The 16,911-nt window shown below is 44.8% G+C and carries 15 protein-coding genes; 7 read left to right on the forward strand and 8 right to left on the reverse strand.

From position 1 onward, the window contains the following. Positions 1-182: 182 nt before the first annotated feature. Complete coding sequence (gene focA / locus WJM94_RS00705) at positions 183-1,043, forward strand: formate transporter FocA (RefSeq protein ID WP_444492323.1); 861 nt, start codon at positions 183-185, stop codon at positions 1,041-1,043. Between the two features lie 66 nt (positions 1,044-1,109). Here focA and WJM94_RS00710 read toward each other — a convergent pair whose 3' ends face one another. Together WJM94_RS00710 and WJM94_RS00715 are read right to left on the reverse strand one after the other, a co-directional pair. After that, on the reverse strand, positions 1,110-1,247 hold the full coding sequence (locus WJM94_RS00710) for a hypothetical protein (protein ID WP_444492324.1): 138 nt from the start codon (positions 1,245-1,247) through the stop codon (positions 1,110-1,112). A 244-nt stretch (positions 1,248-1,491) separates the two neighbouring features. Further along, entirely contained in the window at positions 1,492-2,295 is an 804-nt protein-coding gene (locus WJM94_RS00715; RefSeq protein WP_444492986.1) for an ABC transporter permease, read from the reverse strand. A gap of 534 nt (positions 2,296-2,829) precedes the next feature. Between WJM94_RS00715 and torE the strand changes: the two genes are divergently transcribed. The 4 genes from torE to WJM94_RS00735 all read left to right on the forward strand — a co-directional run bounded on the left by torE (position 2,830) and on the right by WJM94_RS00735 (position 8,684). Further along, positions 2,830-3,009 carry a trimethylamine N-oxide reductase system protein TorE gene (torE, locus tag WJM94_RS00720; protein WP_444492325.1) on the forward strand — a complete coding sequence of 60 codons (180 nt, stop codon included), beginning with the start codon at positions 2,830-2,832 and terminating at the stop codon, positions 3,007-3,009. A gap of 50 nt (positions 3,010-3,059) precedes the next feature. Continuing rightward, positions 3,060-4,244 carry a pentaheme c-type cytochrome TorC gene (torC, locus tag WJM94_RS00725; protein ID WP_444492326.1) on the forward strand — a complete coding sequence of 395 codons (1,185 nt, stop codon included), beginning with the start codon at positions 3,060-3,062 and terminating at the stop codon, positions 4,242-4,244. Between the two features lie 25 nt (positions 4,245-4,269). Then, positions 4,270-6,732, forward strand: coding sequence for a trimethylamine-N-oxide reductase TorA (gene torA / locus WJM94_RS00730; protein ID WP_444492327.1), 2,463 nt, complete (start codon positions 4,270-4,272; stop codon positions 6,730-6,732). Positions 6,733-6,944: 212 nt separating this feature from the next. Continuing rightward, positions 6,945-8,684 (forward strand): glycoside hydrolase family 36 protein, encoded by a 1,740-nt coding sequence (locus tag WJM94_RS00735; protein WP_444492328.1) that lies wholly within the window; start codon positions 6,945-6,947, stop codon positions 8,682-8,684. Between the two features lie 71 nt (positions 8,685-8,755). Here WJM94_RS00735 and WJM94_RS00740 read toward each other — a convergent pair whose 3' ends face one another. Beyond that, positions 8,756-9,964: a putative manganese transporter gene (locus WJM94_RS00740; RefSeq protein ID WP_444492329.1), complete on the reverse strand. Its 1,209-nt coding sequence runs from the start codon at positions 9,962-9,964 to the stop codon at positions 8,756-8,758. Between the two features lie 194 nt (positions 9,965-10,158). Here WJM94_RS00740 and WJM94_RS00745 point away from each other — a divergent pair, with 194 nt between their 5' ends. Both WJM94_RS00745 and WJM94_RS00750 read left to right on the forward strand, forming a co-directional pair. Beyond that, positions 10,159-11,064 carry a manganese-dependent inorganic pyrophosphatase gene (locus tag WJM94_RS00745; RefSeq protein WP_444492330.1) on the forward strand — a complete coding sequence of 302 codons (906 nt, stop codon included), beginning with the start codon at positions 10,159-10,161 and terminating at the stop codon, positions 11,062-11,064. 75 nt (positions 11,065-11,139) lie between these two features. After that, entirely contained in the window at positions 11,140-11,529 is a 390-nt protein-coding gene (locus WJM94_RS00750) for a DUF2750 domain-containing protein (RefSeq protein ID WP_444492331.1), read from the forward strand. Positions 11,530-11,601: 72 nt separating this feature from the next. Here the strand turns inward: WJM94_RS00750 and WJM94_RS00755 are convergent, their stop codons facing one another. Genes WJM94_RS00755 through sapA form a run of 5 tightly spaced genes read right to left on the reverse strand, consistent with a single transcriptional unit; the run spans position 11,602 to position 16,831 of the window. Next, positions 11,602-12,384: a peptide ABC transporter ATP-binding protein gene (locus tag WJM94_RS00755; protein WP_444492332.1), complete on the reverse strand. Its 783-nt coding sequence runs from the start codon at positions 12,382-12,384 to the stop codon at positions 11,602-11,604. Continuing rightward, complete coding sequence (locus tag WJM94_RS00760; RefSeq protein WP_444492333.1) at positions 12,381-13,376, reverse strand: peptide ABC transporter ATP-binding protein; 996 nt, start codon at positions 13,374-13,376, stop codon at positions 12,381-12,383. Before WJM94_RS00760 ends, WJM94_RS00755 begins: the two co-directional genes overlap by 4 nt. Next, on the reverse strand, positions 13,376-14,263 hold the full coding sequence (locus WJM94_RS00765; RefSeq protein WP_444492334.1) for an ABC transporter permease subunit: 888 nt from the start codon (positions 14,261-14,263) through the stop codon (positions 13,376-13,378). The genes WJM94_RS00760 and WJM94_RS00765 overlap by 1 nt, the downstream gene beginning before the upstream one ends. After that, a complete protein-coding gene (locus WJM94_RS00770) occupies positions 14,250-15,212 on the reverse strand; it encodes an ABC transporter permease (protein ID WP_444492335.1) in 963 nt (320 codons plus the stop codon). Before WJM94_RS00770 ends, WJM94_RS00765 begins: the two co-directional genes overlap by 14 nt. Then, complete coding sequence (sapA, locus tag WJM94_RS00775; protein ID WP_444492336.1) at positions 15,212-16,831, reverse strand: ABC transporter substrate-binding protein SapA; 1,620 nt, start codon at positions 16,829-16,831, stop codon at positions 15,212-15,214. The genes WJM94_RS00770 and sapA overlap by 1 nt, the downstream gene beginning before the upstream one ends. Positions 16,832-16,911: the final 80 nt, after the last annotated feature.

Consider the following 16,911-nt stretch of genomic DNA (forward strand, 5'->3'; position numbering starts at 1 on the left):
GAAAGAAATTATTCTTGTCACATATCAATGACAGCAAAAAATCGTCATTTTTATGGCCAATCTAAAGAGATAGCCATCGCACTAACAATATTTTTCGTTAACATCATAAATACCCCTTGAAAAAGTAGGAAAATCGCGCGATTATCGCCGCCTCTTTAACTGTTTCTAAATGTTACGCCGCCATGAATTTCAATCAGTTTGACTCTTTATTGCCGCCGCAAGCTGCTGAACGCGCTGCCGAAGTTGGTGTAGGCAAAGCGACTAAAGCGCCTGTGAAATCTTTCCTGTTGGCTATTTCCGCAGGGCTTCATATTGGTATTGCCTTCATTTTCTATACCACAGTCACAACGGGGGCAGGGGATTTACCCTGGGGTATCACTCGCTTAATCGGTGGTCTTGCGTTTAGTCTCGGTCTTATTCTTGTTGTGGTCACGGGTGGAGAACTTTTCACCAGTTCAGTATTGACGCTGGTTGCGAGAGCTAGTGGCAAGATTACTTGGAAAGCCTTAGTTAAAAACTGGTTTGTTGTTTACTTCGGTAATATGGCCGGAGCGATCATGCTGGTGGCTTTGATGTTGGTGAGTAAGCAATATATGTTTGATGGTGGGCAGGTAGGCCTCAATGCGATGGCGATCTCCCAGCATAAATTACACCACGGTTTCTTTCAGGCTGTCGCTCTGGGCATTATGTGTAACGTCTTAGTTTGTATTGCGGTTTGGATGACATTCAGCGGACGTACGTTAACAGATAAGATCGCAGTTATGATTCTACCCGTTGCCATGTTTGTATCAGCAGGCTTTGAGCACTGTATCGCGAACATGTTCCAAGTCCCAATGGCAATTGGCATTAAATACTTTGCTCCTGAAGCGTTCTGGCAGATGACTGGAGCAGATATCGCAAACTATGCCGACTTGAACATGATGGGCTTCATCATCAATAACCTCATCCCTGTAACGTTAGGAAACATCATTGGCGGTGGCGTATTCGTTGGTATGTGGTATTGGATGATTTACTTGCGCGATGAAGACAAGCACCTGAGATAATCGATACACATCTCAGATTCAGAATAGTAAAAGGCGAGCTTAAATAGCTCGCCTTTCTTTTATCTGTCAAACCAACTCTTCGTTTATTCCGAACTCGATTGGGATCCAATGGGAAGTCATTTCATTTGGCACTTGAACAAGCCACTCTAACGGCGTGTCAGACAGTAATTCATCGTACTTTTCAGAGACCATTAATACATCCATGTTAGTTGCTCCTTTAGGTTACTCCCTGCAATGTAAAACTAGAGTATGTCAACGAGGTGATCAAAATGTGACCGTTGTGTGTTGAAAAAAGTTTTTCCAGACAAGCTCTTATGTTTATGATTGCGTATGTGTTTTCCCTGCTTATCCACATTTTCTGTGGATAACCTGTCTCAAAGATCGTGTGTATCTATTGGGATACTGAAAATATTATAAAATTAAGCGCTTATATGCGAGTGCTCTGAGCTTATTTTGGACTATTTTTTTGTTTGATTTTTACTCTGATTCGTCCTTCCTTGGTTTGTACACAGCTTAGTGTCATTTCTAATGTGATAGCGACTGAGACGCTCAGCATGACGAAAATCGCCAGCATGATCACTAATTGGTACTTTATCGCTACCATAGGGCTTGCACCACCAAGAATTTGACCCGTCATCATACCCGGGAGTGTCACTAACCCAGTTGTAGTCATCGATGCTAATGTTGGCGCCATGGACTTTCTTAGCGCCTCCTGTACAAACGGAAATGATGCATATTTAGGAGACGCACCGAGAGATATAGCTGCTTCGTATTCCGTCTTTCGTTCTTCAAACGCAGTAAAGAGATTTTGTAGTGCGATAATATTACTGCTCAAGCTGTTACCCAGCAGCATGCCTGCAAGAGGAATCATGTATTGGGCACTGTAAAGAGGTGTTGGACGAACTAGTCCAATGGTCATCGCAGTCAGAAGCGGGAATAGACCACAGACGAGGCCAGTTAAGAGAGGCAGCATTAGCGGTCTTCTGGGTAAGCGAGCTTTACCTGCAATAGTGCTTGCCCCGACAACAAGCATAACAGCTAGCCACAATATGTTGATCAGTAAGCTATTGAGGTGGAATAAATACTCAAGGTAAACGCCGATGAGTACAAGTTGTAAGGTCATGCGAACAACACTGATCACGGTATCTTGCGCAAGCTCCAATCTGTAGCGAGCATTTATCGCGAAAGGGATTAATAAAACCAAACTAAACACCGCTAGTTTTATCCAGCTTATATCGACCACTCCATTCATCATTGCTCCTTTTGTGTCCTCCTAACCCGATTTATCCCCAAGTAACTTTAAGATACAGAGTTGATATCGTGTCTGCGCCTGTAAACCAAGTCATTATTGCAGGGTGCTAATTCACTCGTTTCTTTATGTATATGGCGTCTTCTTTGGGGCTACTTTAAATATAATTCCTTAGTTCTTTTATAAATCATTTCTTATCAATTTGTTTACATAAATTTGTTTTCTAACGATATGAAAGCAAAATTACTCCGATTTAAATAACGCATGAATGTTATGTTTATTTATATTTTGTTAACTATTTAACATTAATTTAAAGGACTTATTTTTTCATATCTGTTCATGTTTTTTAATAAATAATATCAATCCCACACATCTCTGGATGAGCTCAAAAAAGTGTTGAATAACAAGGGTTGAAGGGTGTTATTTGATTGAACCATACTGATGGTATCGCTTAACATTTTCTATTAGAGATTGTAAAAAAATTAATCTTGGTTCCCCTAGTTCTTAAATAACACTAAATACAAAGTAGGCAAATGTATGAGTGATGTTAATAAAATTGAGTGTGGTGAAAAGCGCTCTCTGGAGTGGAAGTCATTCTTCTTCATTGCAGTTGTTCTCTTTCCAATTCTAAGTGTGGCTTTTGTAGGCGGCTATGGATTCATTGTTTGGATGTTGCAGGTTTTCTTTTTTGGACCACCTGGTGCGCATGGTCTTTAAGCCTTTGAGCTCAGAACCACACTTTTGAAAAGATTTTAAGAGAGCAAATAATGAAATCATTGATCATTAAACTGTGGCGTACAATGACACGCCCTGCCGTGCATATCAGCCTTGGCGTGCTGACTATGGGTGGCTTTATTGCTGGCGTTATCTTCTGGGGTGGCTTCAACACAGCGTTAGAAGCAACAAACACAGAAGAGTTCTGCATCAGCTGTCACACCATGCGCGACAACGTATATGTTGAACTTCAAGACACGGTTCACTGGAAAAACCACTCAGGTGTTCGTGCTACGTGTCCTGACTGTCATGTGCCACATAACTGGACAGATAAAATCGCTCGAAAGATGCAGGCTTCTAAAGAAGTGTTTGCACAAGTATTTGGTAACTACGACGAAGAAGGTGTTTTTGAAGAACGTCGTATTGAGCTGGCAAAGCACGAATGGGATCGTTTCTCTGCCAACAAATCTCTTGAGTGTAAGAACTGCCATAACTACGACTCAATGGACTTCGAACAGATGTCTCCTACGGCTCGTATTCAAATGAAGCAAGCCGCGGAAAAAGATCAAAGCTGTGTGGACTGCCACAAAGGTATTGCGCACAACCTGCCAGCAGGCATGGATAGTATCGGCGGCATTGTGGGTGATCTGGAACAAATGACTTCTGGCACTGACTACGCAGTGGGTCAACAGCTCGTGAGTGTTCGTCATCTGCCGATTTACTTCGATGAGCTAGGTGCGAGAGAAGCAGGTCTTCTAAATCCTGCATCGACAGTTAAAGTTCTTGAAGAGAAAGGTGAATACATCGAAATCGAAATCGATGGCTGGCGTAAAGCAAAAGGCTTTGGCCGAGTTATTCAAGAAGACTTCGGTAAGAACATCGCAACAGCGTCACTGCTAAAAGAAGCATCAACAGACAGCAATATTGTGGTGACTGGTGAGCAGCGTGTGGATGAATTGACCGGTCTTCCATGGGAAGAAGTCGCCGCGAAAGTGTGGATCAAGAAAGAATCTATGCTGAACGACATCAATCCTGTATGGGAAAAATCTCGTGAAGCCTACAAAACCAACTGTTCTGTGTGTCACACACAACCTGCTGAAGCGCACTTCGACGCGAACACCTGGCCAGGTATGTTCGACGGCATGCTTGCGTTCGTCAACCTAGATACGGACAGCGAAGCGCTTATCTTGAAATATCTACAGAAGCATTCTTCAGATTATGCTGAAGGTCATCACTAATAAGCGTCGGATTGGAGTAATTTAAATGGCTATTACACGAAGAAGTTTTCTTAAAGGTGTGGCAACCACCAGTGCCGCGTCAGTGATCGGTCCAAGCTTATTGGCGTCAGCTTCTGCAAAAGCAGCGGAATCTACAGGTACCTGGAAAGTAACGGGTTCTCACTGGGGCGCTTTCCGTGCTCACATTTACGCGGGCAAGGTTCAGGAGATCAAGCCATTAGAGCTGGACAAGAACCCAACCGAAATGCTGAACGGCATCAAGGGTATCATTTACAGCCCTTCACGTGTTCGTTACCCGATGGTTCGTCTGGATTGGCTGAAGAAACACAAATACAGTGCAGATACGCGAGGTAACAACCGTTTTATCCGTGTGACCTGGGATGAAGCGCTGGATCTGTTCTATCGTGAATTAGAGCGTGTACAGAAAGAGTACGGTCCGTGGGCGCTACACGCAGGACAAACTGGCTGGAACCAAACCGGTGCGTTTAACAACTGTACAGCGCACATGCAACGCGCTGTAGGCATGCACGGCAACTTCATCACGAAAGTAGGTGACTACTCAACGGGTGCGGGCCAAACCATCATGCCTTACGTACTTGGTTCAACAGAAGTTTACGCACAAGGTACGTCTTGGTCTGAAATTCTAGAAAACTCAGACAACATCATCCTGTGGGCAAACGACCCTGTGAAAAACCTGCAGGTCGGTTGGAACTGTGAAACGCATGAATCTTACAAGTATCTTGCACAGCTAAAAGAGAAAGTGGCGAAAGGTGAGATCAACGTTCTTTCTGTTGACCCTGTCAAGAACAAGACTCAGCGCTACCTGGAGAATGATCATCTGTACATCAACCCGATGACAGACGTGGCGTTCATGCTTGCTGTCGCGCATGTGCTGTACAACGAAGCGTTATACGACAAGAAATTCATAGATACTTACTGTCTTGGTTTTGAGGATTTCATCCAATACGTTCAAGGCAAGACGAAAGACAATATCGAGAAGAGTCCTGAGTGGGCAGCATCAATCTGTGGTGTGAAAGCAGATAAGATTCGTGAATTCGCACGTATGCTGGTCAATGGCCGAACGCAGATCCTGATGGGCTGGTGTATTCAGCGTCAGGAGCACGGTGAGCAGCCATATTGGGCGGCAGCGGTGGTTGCCGCGATGGTGGGGCAGATTGGTCTGGCTGGTGGTGGTATCTCTTACGGTCACCACTACTCAAGTATTGGTGTTCCTTCAACGGGTTTCGCAGGCCCAGGCGGCTTCCCGCGTAACCTTGATCAAGGTATGAAACCGAAGTGGGATAACAACGACTTCAATGGCTACAGTCGCACTATTCCTGTAGCTCGTTGGATTGACGCTTTGCTGGAACCGGGTAAAGAGATCAACTACAACGGCGGCAAAGTGAAACTGCCAGATTTCAAAATGATGGTTATCTCGGGTTGTAACCCATGGCACCATCACCAAGATCGCAACCGCATGAAGAAGGCGTTCAAGAAGCTACAAACGGTTGTGACCATTGAATTTGCCTGGACAGCAACCTGTCGTTTCTCAGATATCGTACTACCAGCTTGTACTCAGTGGGAGCGTAACGATATAGACGTATATGGCTCTTACTCAAGCCGTGGTTTGATTGCAATGCACCGTCTGGTGGATCCGCTCTTCCAATCTAAACCTGACTTCCAGATCATGAGTGAACTGACTCAGCGCTTTGGTCGTCGTGAAGAGTACACTCGTGGTATGAGTGAGATGGAATGGATCGAAAGCCTGTACAACGATTGTAAGAAAGCCAATGACGGAAAGTTCGATATGCCAGAATTCTACGAGTTCTGGGAGAAGAGTGTACTGGATTTTGGTGAAGGTAAACCATGGGTTCGTCACGCGGATTTCCGTAAAGATCCTGAGCTAAATCCACTGGGTACTCCATCTGGATTCATTGAGATTACCTCTCGTAAGATCGGCCGTTACGGTTATGAACACTGCCAAGAGCACCCAATGTGGTTTGAAAAATCAGAACGTTCACACGGTGGTCCTGGTTCAGATAAATATCCATTCTGGTTGCAATCTTGTCACCCGGATAAGCGTCTGCACTCTCAGATGTGTGAGTCAGAAGAGTTCCGTGCAACTTACGCGGTACAAGGTCGTGAACCTGTTTACATCAACCCGGTTGATGCAAAAGCGAAAGGCATTAAAGATGGTGATTTGGTTCGGGTATTTAATGGCCGTGGTCAGCTTCTGGCAGGTGCGGTTCTGACTGACAGCTACCCACGAGGCGTAATTCGTATCGAAGAAGGTGCCTGGTATGGCCCGCTTAATGAGAAAGAAGGTGCTATCTGTACTTACGGTGATCCGAACACGCTAACGCAAGATATCGGTTCTTCTGAGCTTGCACAGGCGACATCAGCGAATACGTGTATCGTCAATTTCGAGAAGTTCACAGGCAAAGTGCCACCGGTGACGTCATTCGGTGGTCCAATCGAAGTAGCTTAATAAGCATGAAACGCAATACCAGCCCTCGGCTGGTATTTTTTTAGCTGAATTGCGGGTGAGCGTTATCTAAATAAATATGTTTCACTAGGTCATATTCGTGAGGAAACTAACGATTTCATATGGTTAACCGAAGGATAATGGTGCTGCGCCCAAACGGTTCAATGCACTAGCATTGGGGTCCTCAAAGATAATAATAACGAAGTAGATATAATATGACTCAAACCTATCAGTTCGCTAACCGTACCGAAATCACAGTCGTTGATAACGACCTGCAAGTCGAGGTAATCGGCAATCAAGCACACTTCTCGTTTGCTGGTATCCACCGAAAAACTTTTACTGATCGCGAAGTGCTTTTTGACATGCCTTTCTTATATGAGCACGGTGCAAATGTAATTGGTGATGGTTTCCAGATGTTGGCACAAACTTCGGGAACCATCAGCCAACCAGTTGATATCGGTCGCTGCCCCGATAACAGTCTGAGTTATCGAATCTACCCACAAAATGCAACTAAGCGTTATTACAACTACTTAGTTGTGGAAGACTCTGACGGATATACCTTATTCGGATTTACAAGCTGCCGTCGATTCGCGGGTTATTTTGATGTGCACCAGCGAGATGAGCATTGGATTTTGTCTGCCGCTATTGATGGCGAAGACACGCAAGTTACTGACTGGGCAGATAACAATTTGGAATCTGTTACGGTGTTAAGCGGAAAGTCACTGTCAGCCCTATACAAACAATACAGCAAGTTGATTGCTGAAAATCATCCTGTGCGTAACGGAGTCACTCAAAGTACACCCATCGGATGGTGCTCTTGGTACGCTTACTATGCTGATGTGACGGAACGCAATATTCTTGAAAACGTCGATCGCATGCAAGGTAAATTAGCGGATCTGGAGTGGGTACTACTCGATGATGGCTATCAGGCTTTCATGGGGGACTGGCTGATTCCGTCAGATAAGTTCTGTGGCGGTGTAAAAGAGCTGATTCAAAACATTCGTGCTAAGGGTAAAAAACCGGCTATTTGGATGGCCCCTTTTATTGCTCAACCAGAGTCAGATGTTTTCAGACTACACCCAGAGTGGTTTGTTCGTCACCGTGATGGCTCGTTGTTGAAAGCTGAAGATGTCACCTACGGAGGATGGCGATGCACACCGTGGTACATTCTCGATACTTCACTCCCAGAAGTGCAAGAGCATCTTACCCATGTGGTCTCAGTCATGCGTGAAGAATGGGGTATCGAACTGTTTAAGCTGGATGCAAACTACTGGGGCACCCTCAAAGGCAAGCGTAGTCAGTCCGGGGTGACGGGAGTAGAAGCGTACCGAATGGGAATGGAAGCAATTTCCAGAGGGGCTGGAGATGCTTGGTTGTTGGGTTGTAATGCGCCAATGTGGCCTTCTCTGGGGTTAGTGGACGCGATGCGTGTTTCTGATGATGTAGAGCGTAACAGTCACCGTTTCGAACAGATCGCGAAAGAAACATTTTTCCGTAGCTGGCAGCATCGAAAGCTCTGGCAAATTGACCCAGATTGCGCCACGTTTACTTCGTTACCCAATCAAACCGCTTCACGAGAGGATTACGAATTTCACCGAACGGTGCTTCTGGCTTGTGGGGGCTTATTACTGTCAGGTGATCCTTTACCGGAGATTACGCCATTTGCGAGCAAAACGTTGGCTAAGCTCATGTTGCGCCAGCGTCGCAGTCAGGAATCGTCGACCTTTTCGTCTATAAGTTTAAATCATGCATTCTTGAAGCTTACTAACAAGAATGATCTCCATTGCCTGTTTAACTATTCAAATCTGGATGCAACGGAGTTTACGCTGACTGCGGATAAGCCAACAGATTGGTATGATTTCTGGACCGGAGAAAAGATAAACCGGGAAGCTTGTCAGATACTATTAGTGAGCTTAGATAAAGGTTTGAATGCTAAAGCGATCGTCACAGTCTAGTGTGATGGAGTTCACTCCGCACGTAATATGTAAAAGAGCCTGATTTAAGGCACTTTTCATTTTTGAATCGGTTAAATCTCAAATAAAAAGTAATAACCATAACCGACGACAAACGCGGGGACAGAAGAGTATATGGTGGCAACTAATGCTGCTTTTGGAGCCATTGCTATAGCAGGGAATAGCGCATCACCATCGTTGGATATTGCGTTGGAGATTTGTGCGGAAAAAGGCGCAGCTCCGGAAAGGTACAAACTTGTCACCAGAATTTGAGGCCCACAACCAGGGAGCATCCCCACGGCTAAACCCGCTAGTGGCATCCACACTCCCCAATTTGAAAGTGAACCTGCCACATCTAATCCAGATAAATAGGTCGTAAATTCAAAAGCAATAAACGCCATAATGACCCACGCGCTGATGAAATTGGTATCTTGTGCTGCTTTTTGGATTGGGTGAGAATCGATGAGTTTTTCATCTTCAGATACCGTCGCTTGGTAACTGCCTAGTTCTTTGGTTATTGCCCAAAGGAACATGGTGATAACGGAAAAAATCGCGCCTATCCACTCTATCGTATTCGTCTTTAATCCAAGCAGTTTATTCATGTCTATTTGGAACGACATCGTTAGCGCGACAATACTTGTCGGTACTATCAGCCATTTCCAAAATATACCTTGTAAATTAATCGCTTGCTGTTCTCTTGCGCTGTAATGTTCGCGTTGGCGCTGCAGGTCTAATGTTGACTCTTTCTTTTGCACAGGACGTAAAAAATCTTCTTTGTGAATAGCATTTACGACTAGCCCTGAAATGGTTCCGACGATGATCCCTGTCGTAATTACGCCAATTCCAACCATAGGTTTAGCCGCGAGCAGCAAAAACGCAGCATCACCCATTGTTGATGTCAGCACGGCTACAATGGCACCAAAGCGGACTTGTCCACTAATAAACTGAGTGGTGACAACAATAGCTCCGCCACAACCAGGCAGGGCACCAAGCAGAGATGAAAAAAATACCTGATGGTTTTGAGAATCGCGGTAGAGTTCCGTAAAGCGATTGGGCTCCGACATGAATTGAGAAAGGTAATGATAAATAGCCAACGTCGCACAGACATAACACGAGACAGCCCAAAAAGCATTGGACAACGTGGTAATGGCAAGTGCACGAGTATGGTCATTGGCAAGTAATGCTAGCATGAAGACAGGAATCAGCAGCCGTTTATAAGCTAACCGGAACTGAGTTGTCCGAAACAGGTGCTGAGCAGAAGACAAAAATCGCGTCTCGTTCATAGTTAACTCAAATGTAAATAGGAATGATTATCATTATATTGAAATGATATTTATTCGCAATAGAGTAATGCACTTTTCTTCGTGTCAAAGCCCGACAAATCAGGTAAAGTACTGGCCTTTGTGAGCAAACAGCTTCCACGGTACTCAGTACCATTATTCGGAAGTGTATCAAATTGACTTGAATAGGAAGAAACATGATTCTAGTTGTAGGTCATAAGAACCCAGACAGTGACAGTATTTGTAGTGCACTAGTTGCAACTGAACTTCTTAAGGCGCGTGGCGTTGAAGCAATGCCAATTCGTCAGGGCGAAATCAACCGTGAAACTCAGCACATTCTAGAAGTAGCTGGAGCAGAAGTTCCAGAATTACGTACTTCAGTAGCGGGTGAGACCGTTTGGCTAGTAGATTACTCAGATCTAGCACAAGCACCAGACGACATCGCTGAAGCTGAAATCGCGGGTATCGTTGACCACCACCGTCTAGGTGATGTGATGACAGTGAACCCAATGGAAGCATGGATCTGGCCTGTTGGTTGTACTAACACAGTTCTATTCAACATGTTCAAAATTGAAGGTCACGCGATCAATCCACAAATCGCTAAGCTAATGATGTCAGCTATCCTATCTGACACTGTAGGTTTCGCTTCTCCAACTTGTACGCAAAAAGACAAAGATGCAGTTGCAGAGCTAGCAGAAATTGCAGGTGTTGCTGACGTTGACGCATTCACGAAAGATCTTCTAATTGCGAAAACAGACATCGAAGGTCTGTCTGCGGCTCAACTAGTAGAGAAAGATCTGAAAGGTTACCCATTCAACGGTCGTGATGTTGTAGTTGGTCAGGTTGAGCTTGCAACTTTAGAGCAAGTTGATGGCATGATTGAAGCACTTGAACAAGATCTAGAAAATCGTTGTGCGAACGACAATCTAGCATTTGCTGCTGTGATGCTAACAGACATTACTACTGCTCAAACTCGTCTTCTATACAAAGGTGAATGGGCAGAGAAACTGGTTAAGCACGAAAACAACGGCATGTTAATGATGGAAAACACGCTAAGCCGTAAGAAGCAAGGCTGGCCTTGGCTGCAAACTGAGTTAGCGTAATTTTCACATTACCAGTTTATAATTTAAATGCCCGCCTTTAGGTGGGCATTTTTCTATGGGAAACAGGAGACGAATATGTCTGAGGCATTGACCCAAGAGCAGATGGATACCATCAATCGTTACAATGAAGAGCAACGACTAAAGTACTGCGTAAAAGAGATCGTCGCGAATCGTAAAGTATGGATTCTAAAAGATGAACACGGTTGTGTGATGCTTAATACAGAAGATGACGATTGCGTCCCTGTATGGCCAAACGAAGAGTTTGCTCAACAGTGGGCAACAGGTGAGTGGGAAAACTGCGAGCCAGAAGCAATTTCACTGAATAAATGGCATAGCCGCTGGACCACTGGATTGGAAGATGATGAATTGTCGGTCGTGGTTTTTCCAAACCAGAACGAAGAGGGGGTTGTTCTGTTTCCGGATGAATTTGACTTCGAGATTCGTAAGCTCGCAGGACGTCGGTAATTCTGCGTCACCGACATTACCATTAAAAAGCCTGCAACGATGCAGGCTTTTTTGTACTTTCTAACACGACGTTTAGTGGTTTGGCGCTTTGTAAAAGTGGCTCTCTACCAAGCGCTGAGTAATGGTATGCTCAGGATGGGTCAGTACCTGCTGGGTATCACCAAATTCAACCACTTCACCTTCGTGCATGACCATCACTTTATCGGTGATGTGTTTTACGATACCAATATGCTGAGATACATAAACAAACGAAAGTCCCATCTCCTCTTGGAGCTCCAGGAATAAGTTTATAATCTGAGAGCGCATTGCCATATCCAAACCGTTTAACGCTTCATCTGCCACAATGATGGATGGCTGAAGTATCAGTGCGCGAGCCAGACAGACGCGCTGCTTTTGACCAGCAGCGAGCATTTGCGGGTAAAAATAGGCGTGTTCAGGAAGCAGACCTACGCGAAGAAGTGTTTCTTTCACACGCTTAATTCGCGCATCTGGCGGCATATTCGTGTTTCGCTTCAGTGGACCTTCCAAAATGCGGCCAATTTGAATACGAGGATTCAGGGAAGTATTTGGATCCTGAAAAATCATACGAATTAGCTTACAGCGAGTCGCATAGTCTTTGTGCTCCAAACGCTCACCATTTACCCGGATTTCACCAGAACTCGGCTCAACGACACCAGCAAGCATACGTGCGAGCGTCGATTTACCTGAACCGTTCTGCCCGATAAAGCCGATGGTTTGTCCCGGTTCCAGAGAGAAGCTGACAGGTTTTACAGCAACTTTAATCTTACGTTTAAATAACGTGGAGCGCGTGACAAACTGTTTCGACAGGTTATCTACTTCAAGTAACGCACTCATGACTTCTTCTCCGTGTTCAATGGAAAGTGACAGTTAAACTTATGATTTTTGATTGTTTTGGTATGTGGGATTTCAACACATTGCTTTTGCGCATATGGACAACGTGGTCCCAATCGACAACCAATAGGCAAATGCTGCAAAGGTGGGATCGAGCCAGGCAGAGATTGTAGTTTCTGCTTGTGTGGTACCCAATCGTTGAAGTCTGGCATTGCTTTAAGCAGAGCATCCGTATACGGGTGCTTAGGTTCGGCAATGATCTTGTGAGTGTCTGCAGACTCTACAGACTGACCACAATACATCACCGTAATACGACCAGCCCACTGTGTAATCGTGGTTAAATCGTGGCCGATAAGCAGAATGGTTGTATTGTTAAGCTGATTCATCCGACTCAACAGACGCAGGATTTGTGACTGAGTTATTGGGTCGAGGTCATTCGTTGGCTCGTCGGCAATCAGCAATTTAGGCTTGGTTGCAATCGCCATAGCAATCATGACCTTTTGACACTCACCGTCAGTCAGCTCGTAAGGGTAGCTGCTCATTACGCGCTTGTGATCTTTGATACCCACCTTATGGAGTAGGGCTATTGCTTGTTTCTTACGCCATTTGAATCGCTCCCACCATTTGCCATCAAATGAGCGCGAAGGAATCGACTCTATTAGTTGTCGGCCAACTTCTTCCGACGGATCCAAACAAGTCGAAGGTTCCTGAAATATCATCGCGATATCACGTGCAATCACCCGACGACGTTCTTTAGGCGTCAGTTGTAACAAATCAATGTTCCCTAAACGCATTCGGTCAGCAGTGATTCGCCAAGTATCCTTGTTAACACCGACAATAGCTTTTGCGACAAGACTTTTCCCCGAGCCTGACTCTCCTACCAAGCCACGTATTTCACCTTCGTTTAATGTTAGGCTCATTCTATCAACAGCTCTAACCATTCCCTGAGGTGTTTCTATTTCAATGGTTAAATGACGAATGTCTAATAATGGCATTATTCGATCCCCGCACTAAGTGCTCGTCGTACACCTTCACCTACTAAGTTTAGCGTAATGACGGTGAACATGATGGTCAGGCCAGGTAGGGTTACCGTCCAGGGTGCAATATAAATAAGCTCCACGGAGTCCCCCAAAATCGCTCCCCATTCGGTACTTGGAGCTTGTGCACCTAATCCCAGGAAGCCAAGTGCAGTGATATCTAATATCGCGGTAGACAGCGCCAGTATTATCTCTGCTGCGATCACGGTCAGAACGTTAGGCAGTATTGAACTCCATAATAAGTAGAAATCATTCGCGCCATCGAGACGAGCGGCCATGATGTAATCTTTTTCTACTTCAGTGTGCACAGCAATATAGACCGATCGAATGAAGCGAGGGATCAACGCCAAACAAATTGCGAGTAAAATATTAAATTCACCGAAGCCAAGAAATGCCACGAATATGATCGCCAATAGTAGCGAAGGAATGGACATTACTGTGTCGAGTAGGTGGTTCAACGTACTGGAAAGCAGACCTTTAGTCATACCAGCGAGTACACCGATCAGACACCCGACAACAGCAGCGATCGCGGTAATGCCAACCGCTGCGCCGAATGTGAGCTGAGAACCCATGATAAGACGTGACAGAATGTCTCGCCCCAAATCATCGGTACCCAAAAAGTAATCGACGGTTCCCGATGGTGACCAAGAAGGCGGAACCAGCAATTCTCCAGATTGAGCCTGGGGATCAAATGGCGTAATCAAAGGAGCAAAAATGGTGACTAATACAATAAACAGTAGGCACCACAAACCAAACATTGCCAATCCGTTAGCACGGTAACTGCGCCAGAATCGCTCGAACTGAGTTGGGATGTGTTCTTCCTGATAAACGTTATTTGTTAGCATACCATTCCTTTCTCACCAGAGGGTTAATAATGGCACCAATCAAATCCGAAAGGATATTCGCAGTTAGAACCAACGTTGCTAGTACCATAACGCCTGCTTGGATAGATGCGTAATCTTGATTTGCCAACGCGTCTAATAACCAACGGCCAATGCCAGGCCAGTTAAATACGGATTCAGTAATAATGGCCAGCGTAATCATACTCGATAGCTGAACGCCAACTTTCGGGACGATTGGAGGAATGGCATTACGTAATACATGCTGAGTAACGATCTGACTATTAGATAGACCTTTTATTCTTGCTGCCCGGATATAGTTTTGACTCATTACTTCTGCAACAGAGGAGCGCATCAAACCAATAACTTGAGTGGTTGGAGCGAGTGCCAGTACCAGACATGGCAAGACCATATGTTCAATAACACTTTGCAGCGCATGAGCACGATACTCACCTTTTGCCATAAAGGCATCAATGATCGCAAAACCAGTTATGTGGTCGATTTCATACAACAGGTCGTATCGTCCGGCCACCGGGAAGTATTGGTATTCCAGCGAGAAGACCATGATCAGTAGCAAAGCTACCCAAAAAATCGGCGCAGAATAGCCAGACATAGATATAAATGAAATGCCAGTATCTAGCCATTTACCTTGTTTCATTCCCGCTACAGTGCCAAGCGGAATACCAATCAAAAGTGAAACGAGAAACGCAAAAAAACACAGCTCTAATGTTGCAGGGAATACGATCGCTAGCTCATCGAAAATAGCATTGCCATACTTACTAACCCCGAAATCGAGATGTGACAAATTGACTAAATAGCTTCTCCAACCTGACCAAAAATCTACTTGAGCCCAGTGCGAAAATGGATCGAGACGAAGCAGAGAAAAACCCACGAAAGTGAGAATCATCAACGTAATGATAAATAGGTTAAATCGTCGAATGGTATACAAAAACATCAGTGTATTCTCTCAACTCTATCAAATGGTTGTGCGTTGAAAGGGCTTGATTTGAAGCCTGTCAGCGATTTATCGTGAACACGGAATTGCACACCATGCGCCAATGGAATAACTGGAAACTCTTCATTCAATATATTTTGTGCCTGACGGTACAAGTTCAGACGATATCTCTGTTCTTGTGTCTCTAAAGCGAGATCGAGCAAGAAGTCGAAGTCATCGTTACACCACATTGAAACGTTAAGGCCTACCCGGTCAGATTCACACGATAAAAGAGGTCGGAAAAAGTTATCAGGATCGCCTGTATCACCAATCCAGCCAGTTAACAGCAAATCCAGATTGGCAATATTATCTAAATCAACACGTTCGAATCGATCATCGGTCAATAATCTCAACTTAACCCCGATATCTGCAAAGTTTGCCTGAATCAGTTCTGCTGTTTTTCTCGGGCTTGGGTTGAAAGCACGCGGTTCCAACGGTACCCACATGGTTAACTCTAAGTTATTTGCATAACCAGCTTCACGAAGCAGGGCGAGGGCGTAATTTCTGTCGTACCGAATTTTAACGCTGTCTTTCTGATATGCCCAAGAGTTAGGCGGGAGTAACGTGTAGGCTTGCGTACCTGTGCCGTAATACACAGAATCCAGAATGTTCTGACGGTTAATAGCAAGGTTCAGAGCTTGACGTACTCGAGGGTCGCTAAGCGCTTGGTTTGCCGTGTTGATAGCGATGAATGAGACGTTGTTTGCTGGTGTTGCGGTTAACTCAAGATTTTCGTTTTTCTGAATGACTGGAATCTGACTAGAAATCGGTGACGATAACACATCACACTCATTACGCAGCAATTTCGCTAGGGTACCTGTACCTCGGTGAGAGATATCAAAGACCACTTGTTCCATCTTTGCAGGAAAATTCCAGTATTTCGCGTGTCGTTCTAAGCGAATTAAATCATTAACCTGAAACTCTTTTAACTGGAATGGCCCGGTACCAACAGGAAGCTGATCAATCTGTTCTTTGTGATCTTTAGCTGCAAGTAGTTGTCCGTATTCTGCCGACAGAATGACCGCATGACTGGTTGCAATGTTCGCTAAGAAAGCAAAGTTCGGTTTTGAAAGCTTAAACATAACGGTGTCATCGTCTAAGGCGACGACATCTTGTAGTAGGTTCTTGAAATCCAGACCAGCAAACCATGGATACAAACCACCACCAACTTGATGGAAAGGGTGATTGTCATCGATGATTCGTTTGAAGCTAAACACCACATCTTTGGCATTCATTGTGCGGCTGGGAGTAAACCATTGCGTTGTCTGAAACTGCACGCCTTGTTTTAGCTTGAATGTGTACTCTGTTCCATCATCATTGACAGACCAACTCTCTGCGAGACTGGCTACAGGTTGATGCGATGTAGAATCGAGTGTAAGCAGTGTGTCGTACAACTGAGGGCTCAGCGCTTCAGCAGTAATACCACTGTCGATCAACTGTGGGTTAAACGTGCTTGGCTTACCTTGACCACAAAATACAAATCCGGTTTGGCGAATATCGTTATGGTCGATCTCTTCGCCACAGGCGGTCAGTAAGCTAATCCCGATAAGGCTCAGTGATAATCTTATAAAAGCATTCATAATATGAAATGTTCATTGGATCGTGCTTGTTTCATTTGAAGTTACTCATCCCGAGTTAACAAGCGAACATGATCCCGCTA

The sequence above is a fragment of the Vibrio sp. YIC-376 genome (assembly GCF_052353105.1).
In the GTDB taxonomy this organism is placed as follows: domain Bacteria; phylum Pseudomonadota; class Gammaproteobacteria; order Enterobacterales; family Vibrionaceae; genus Vibrio.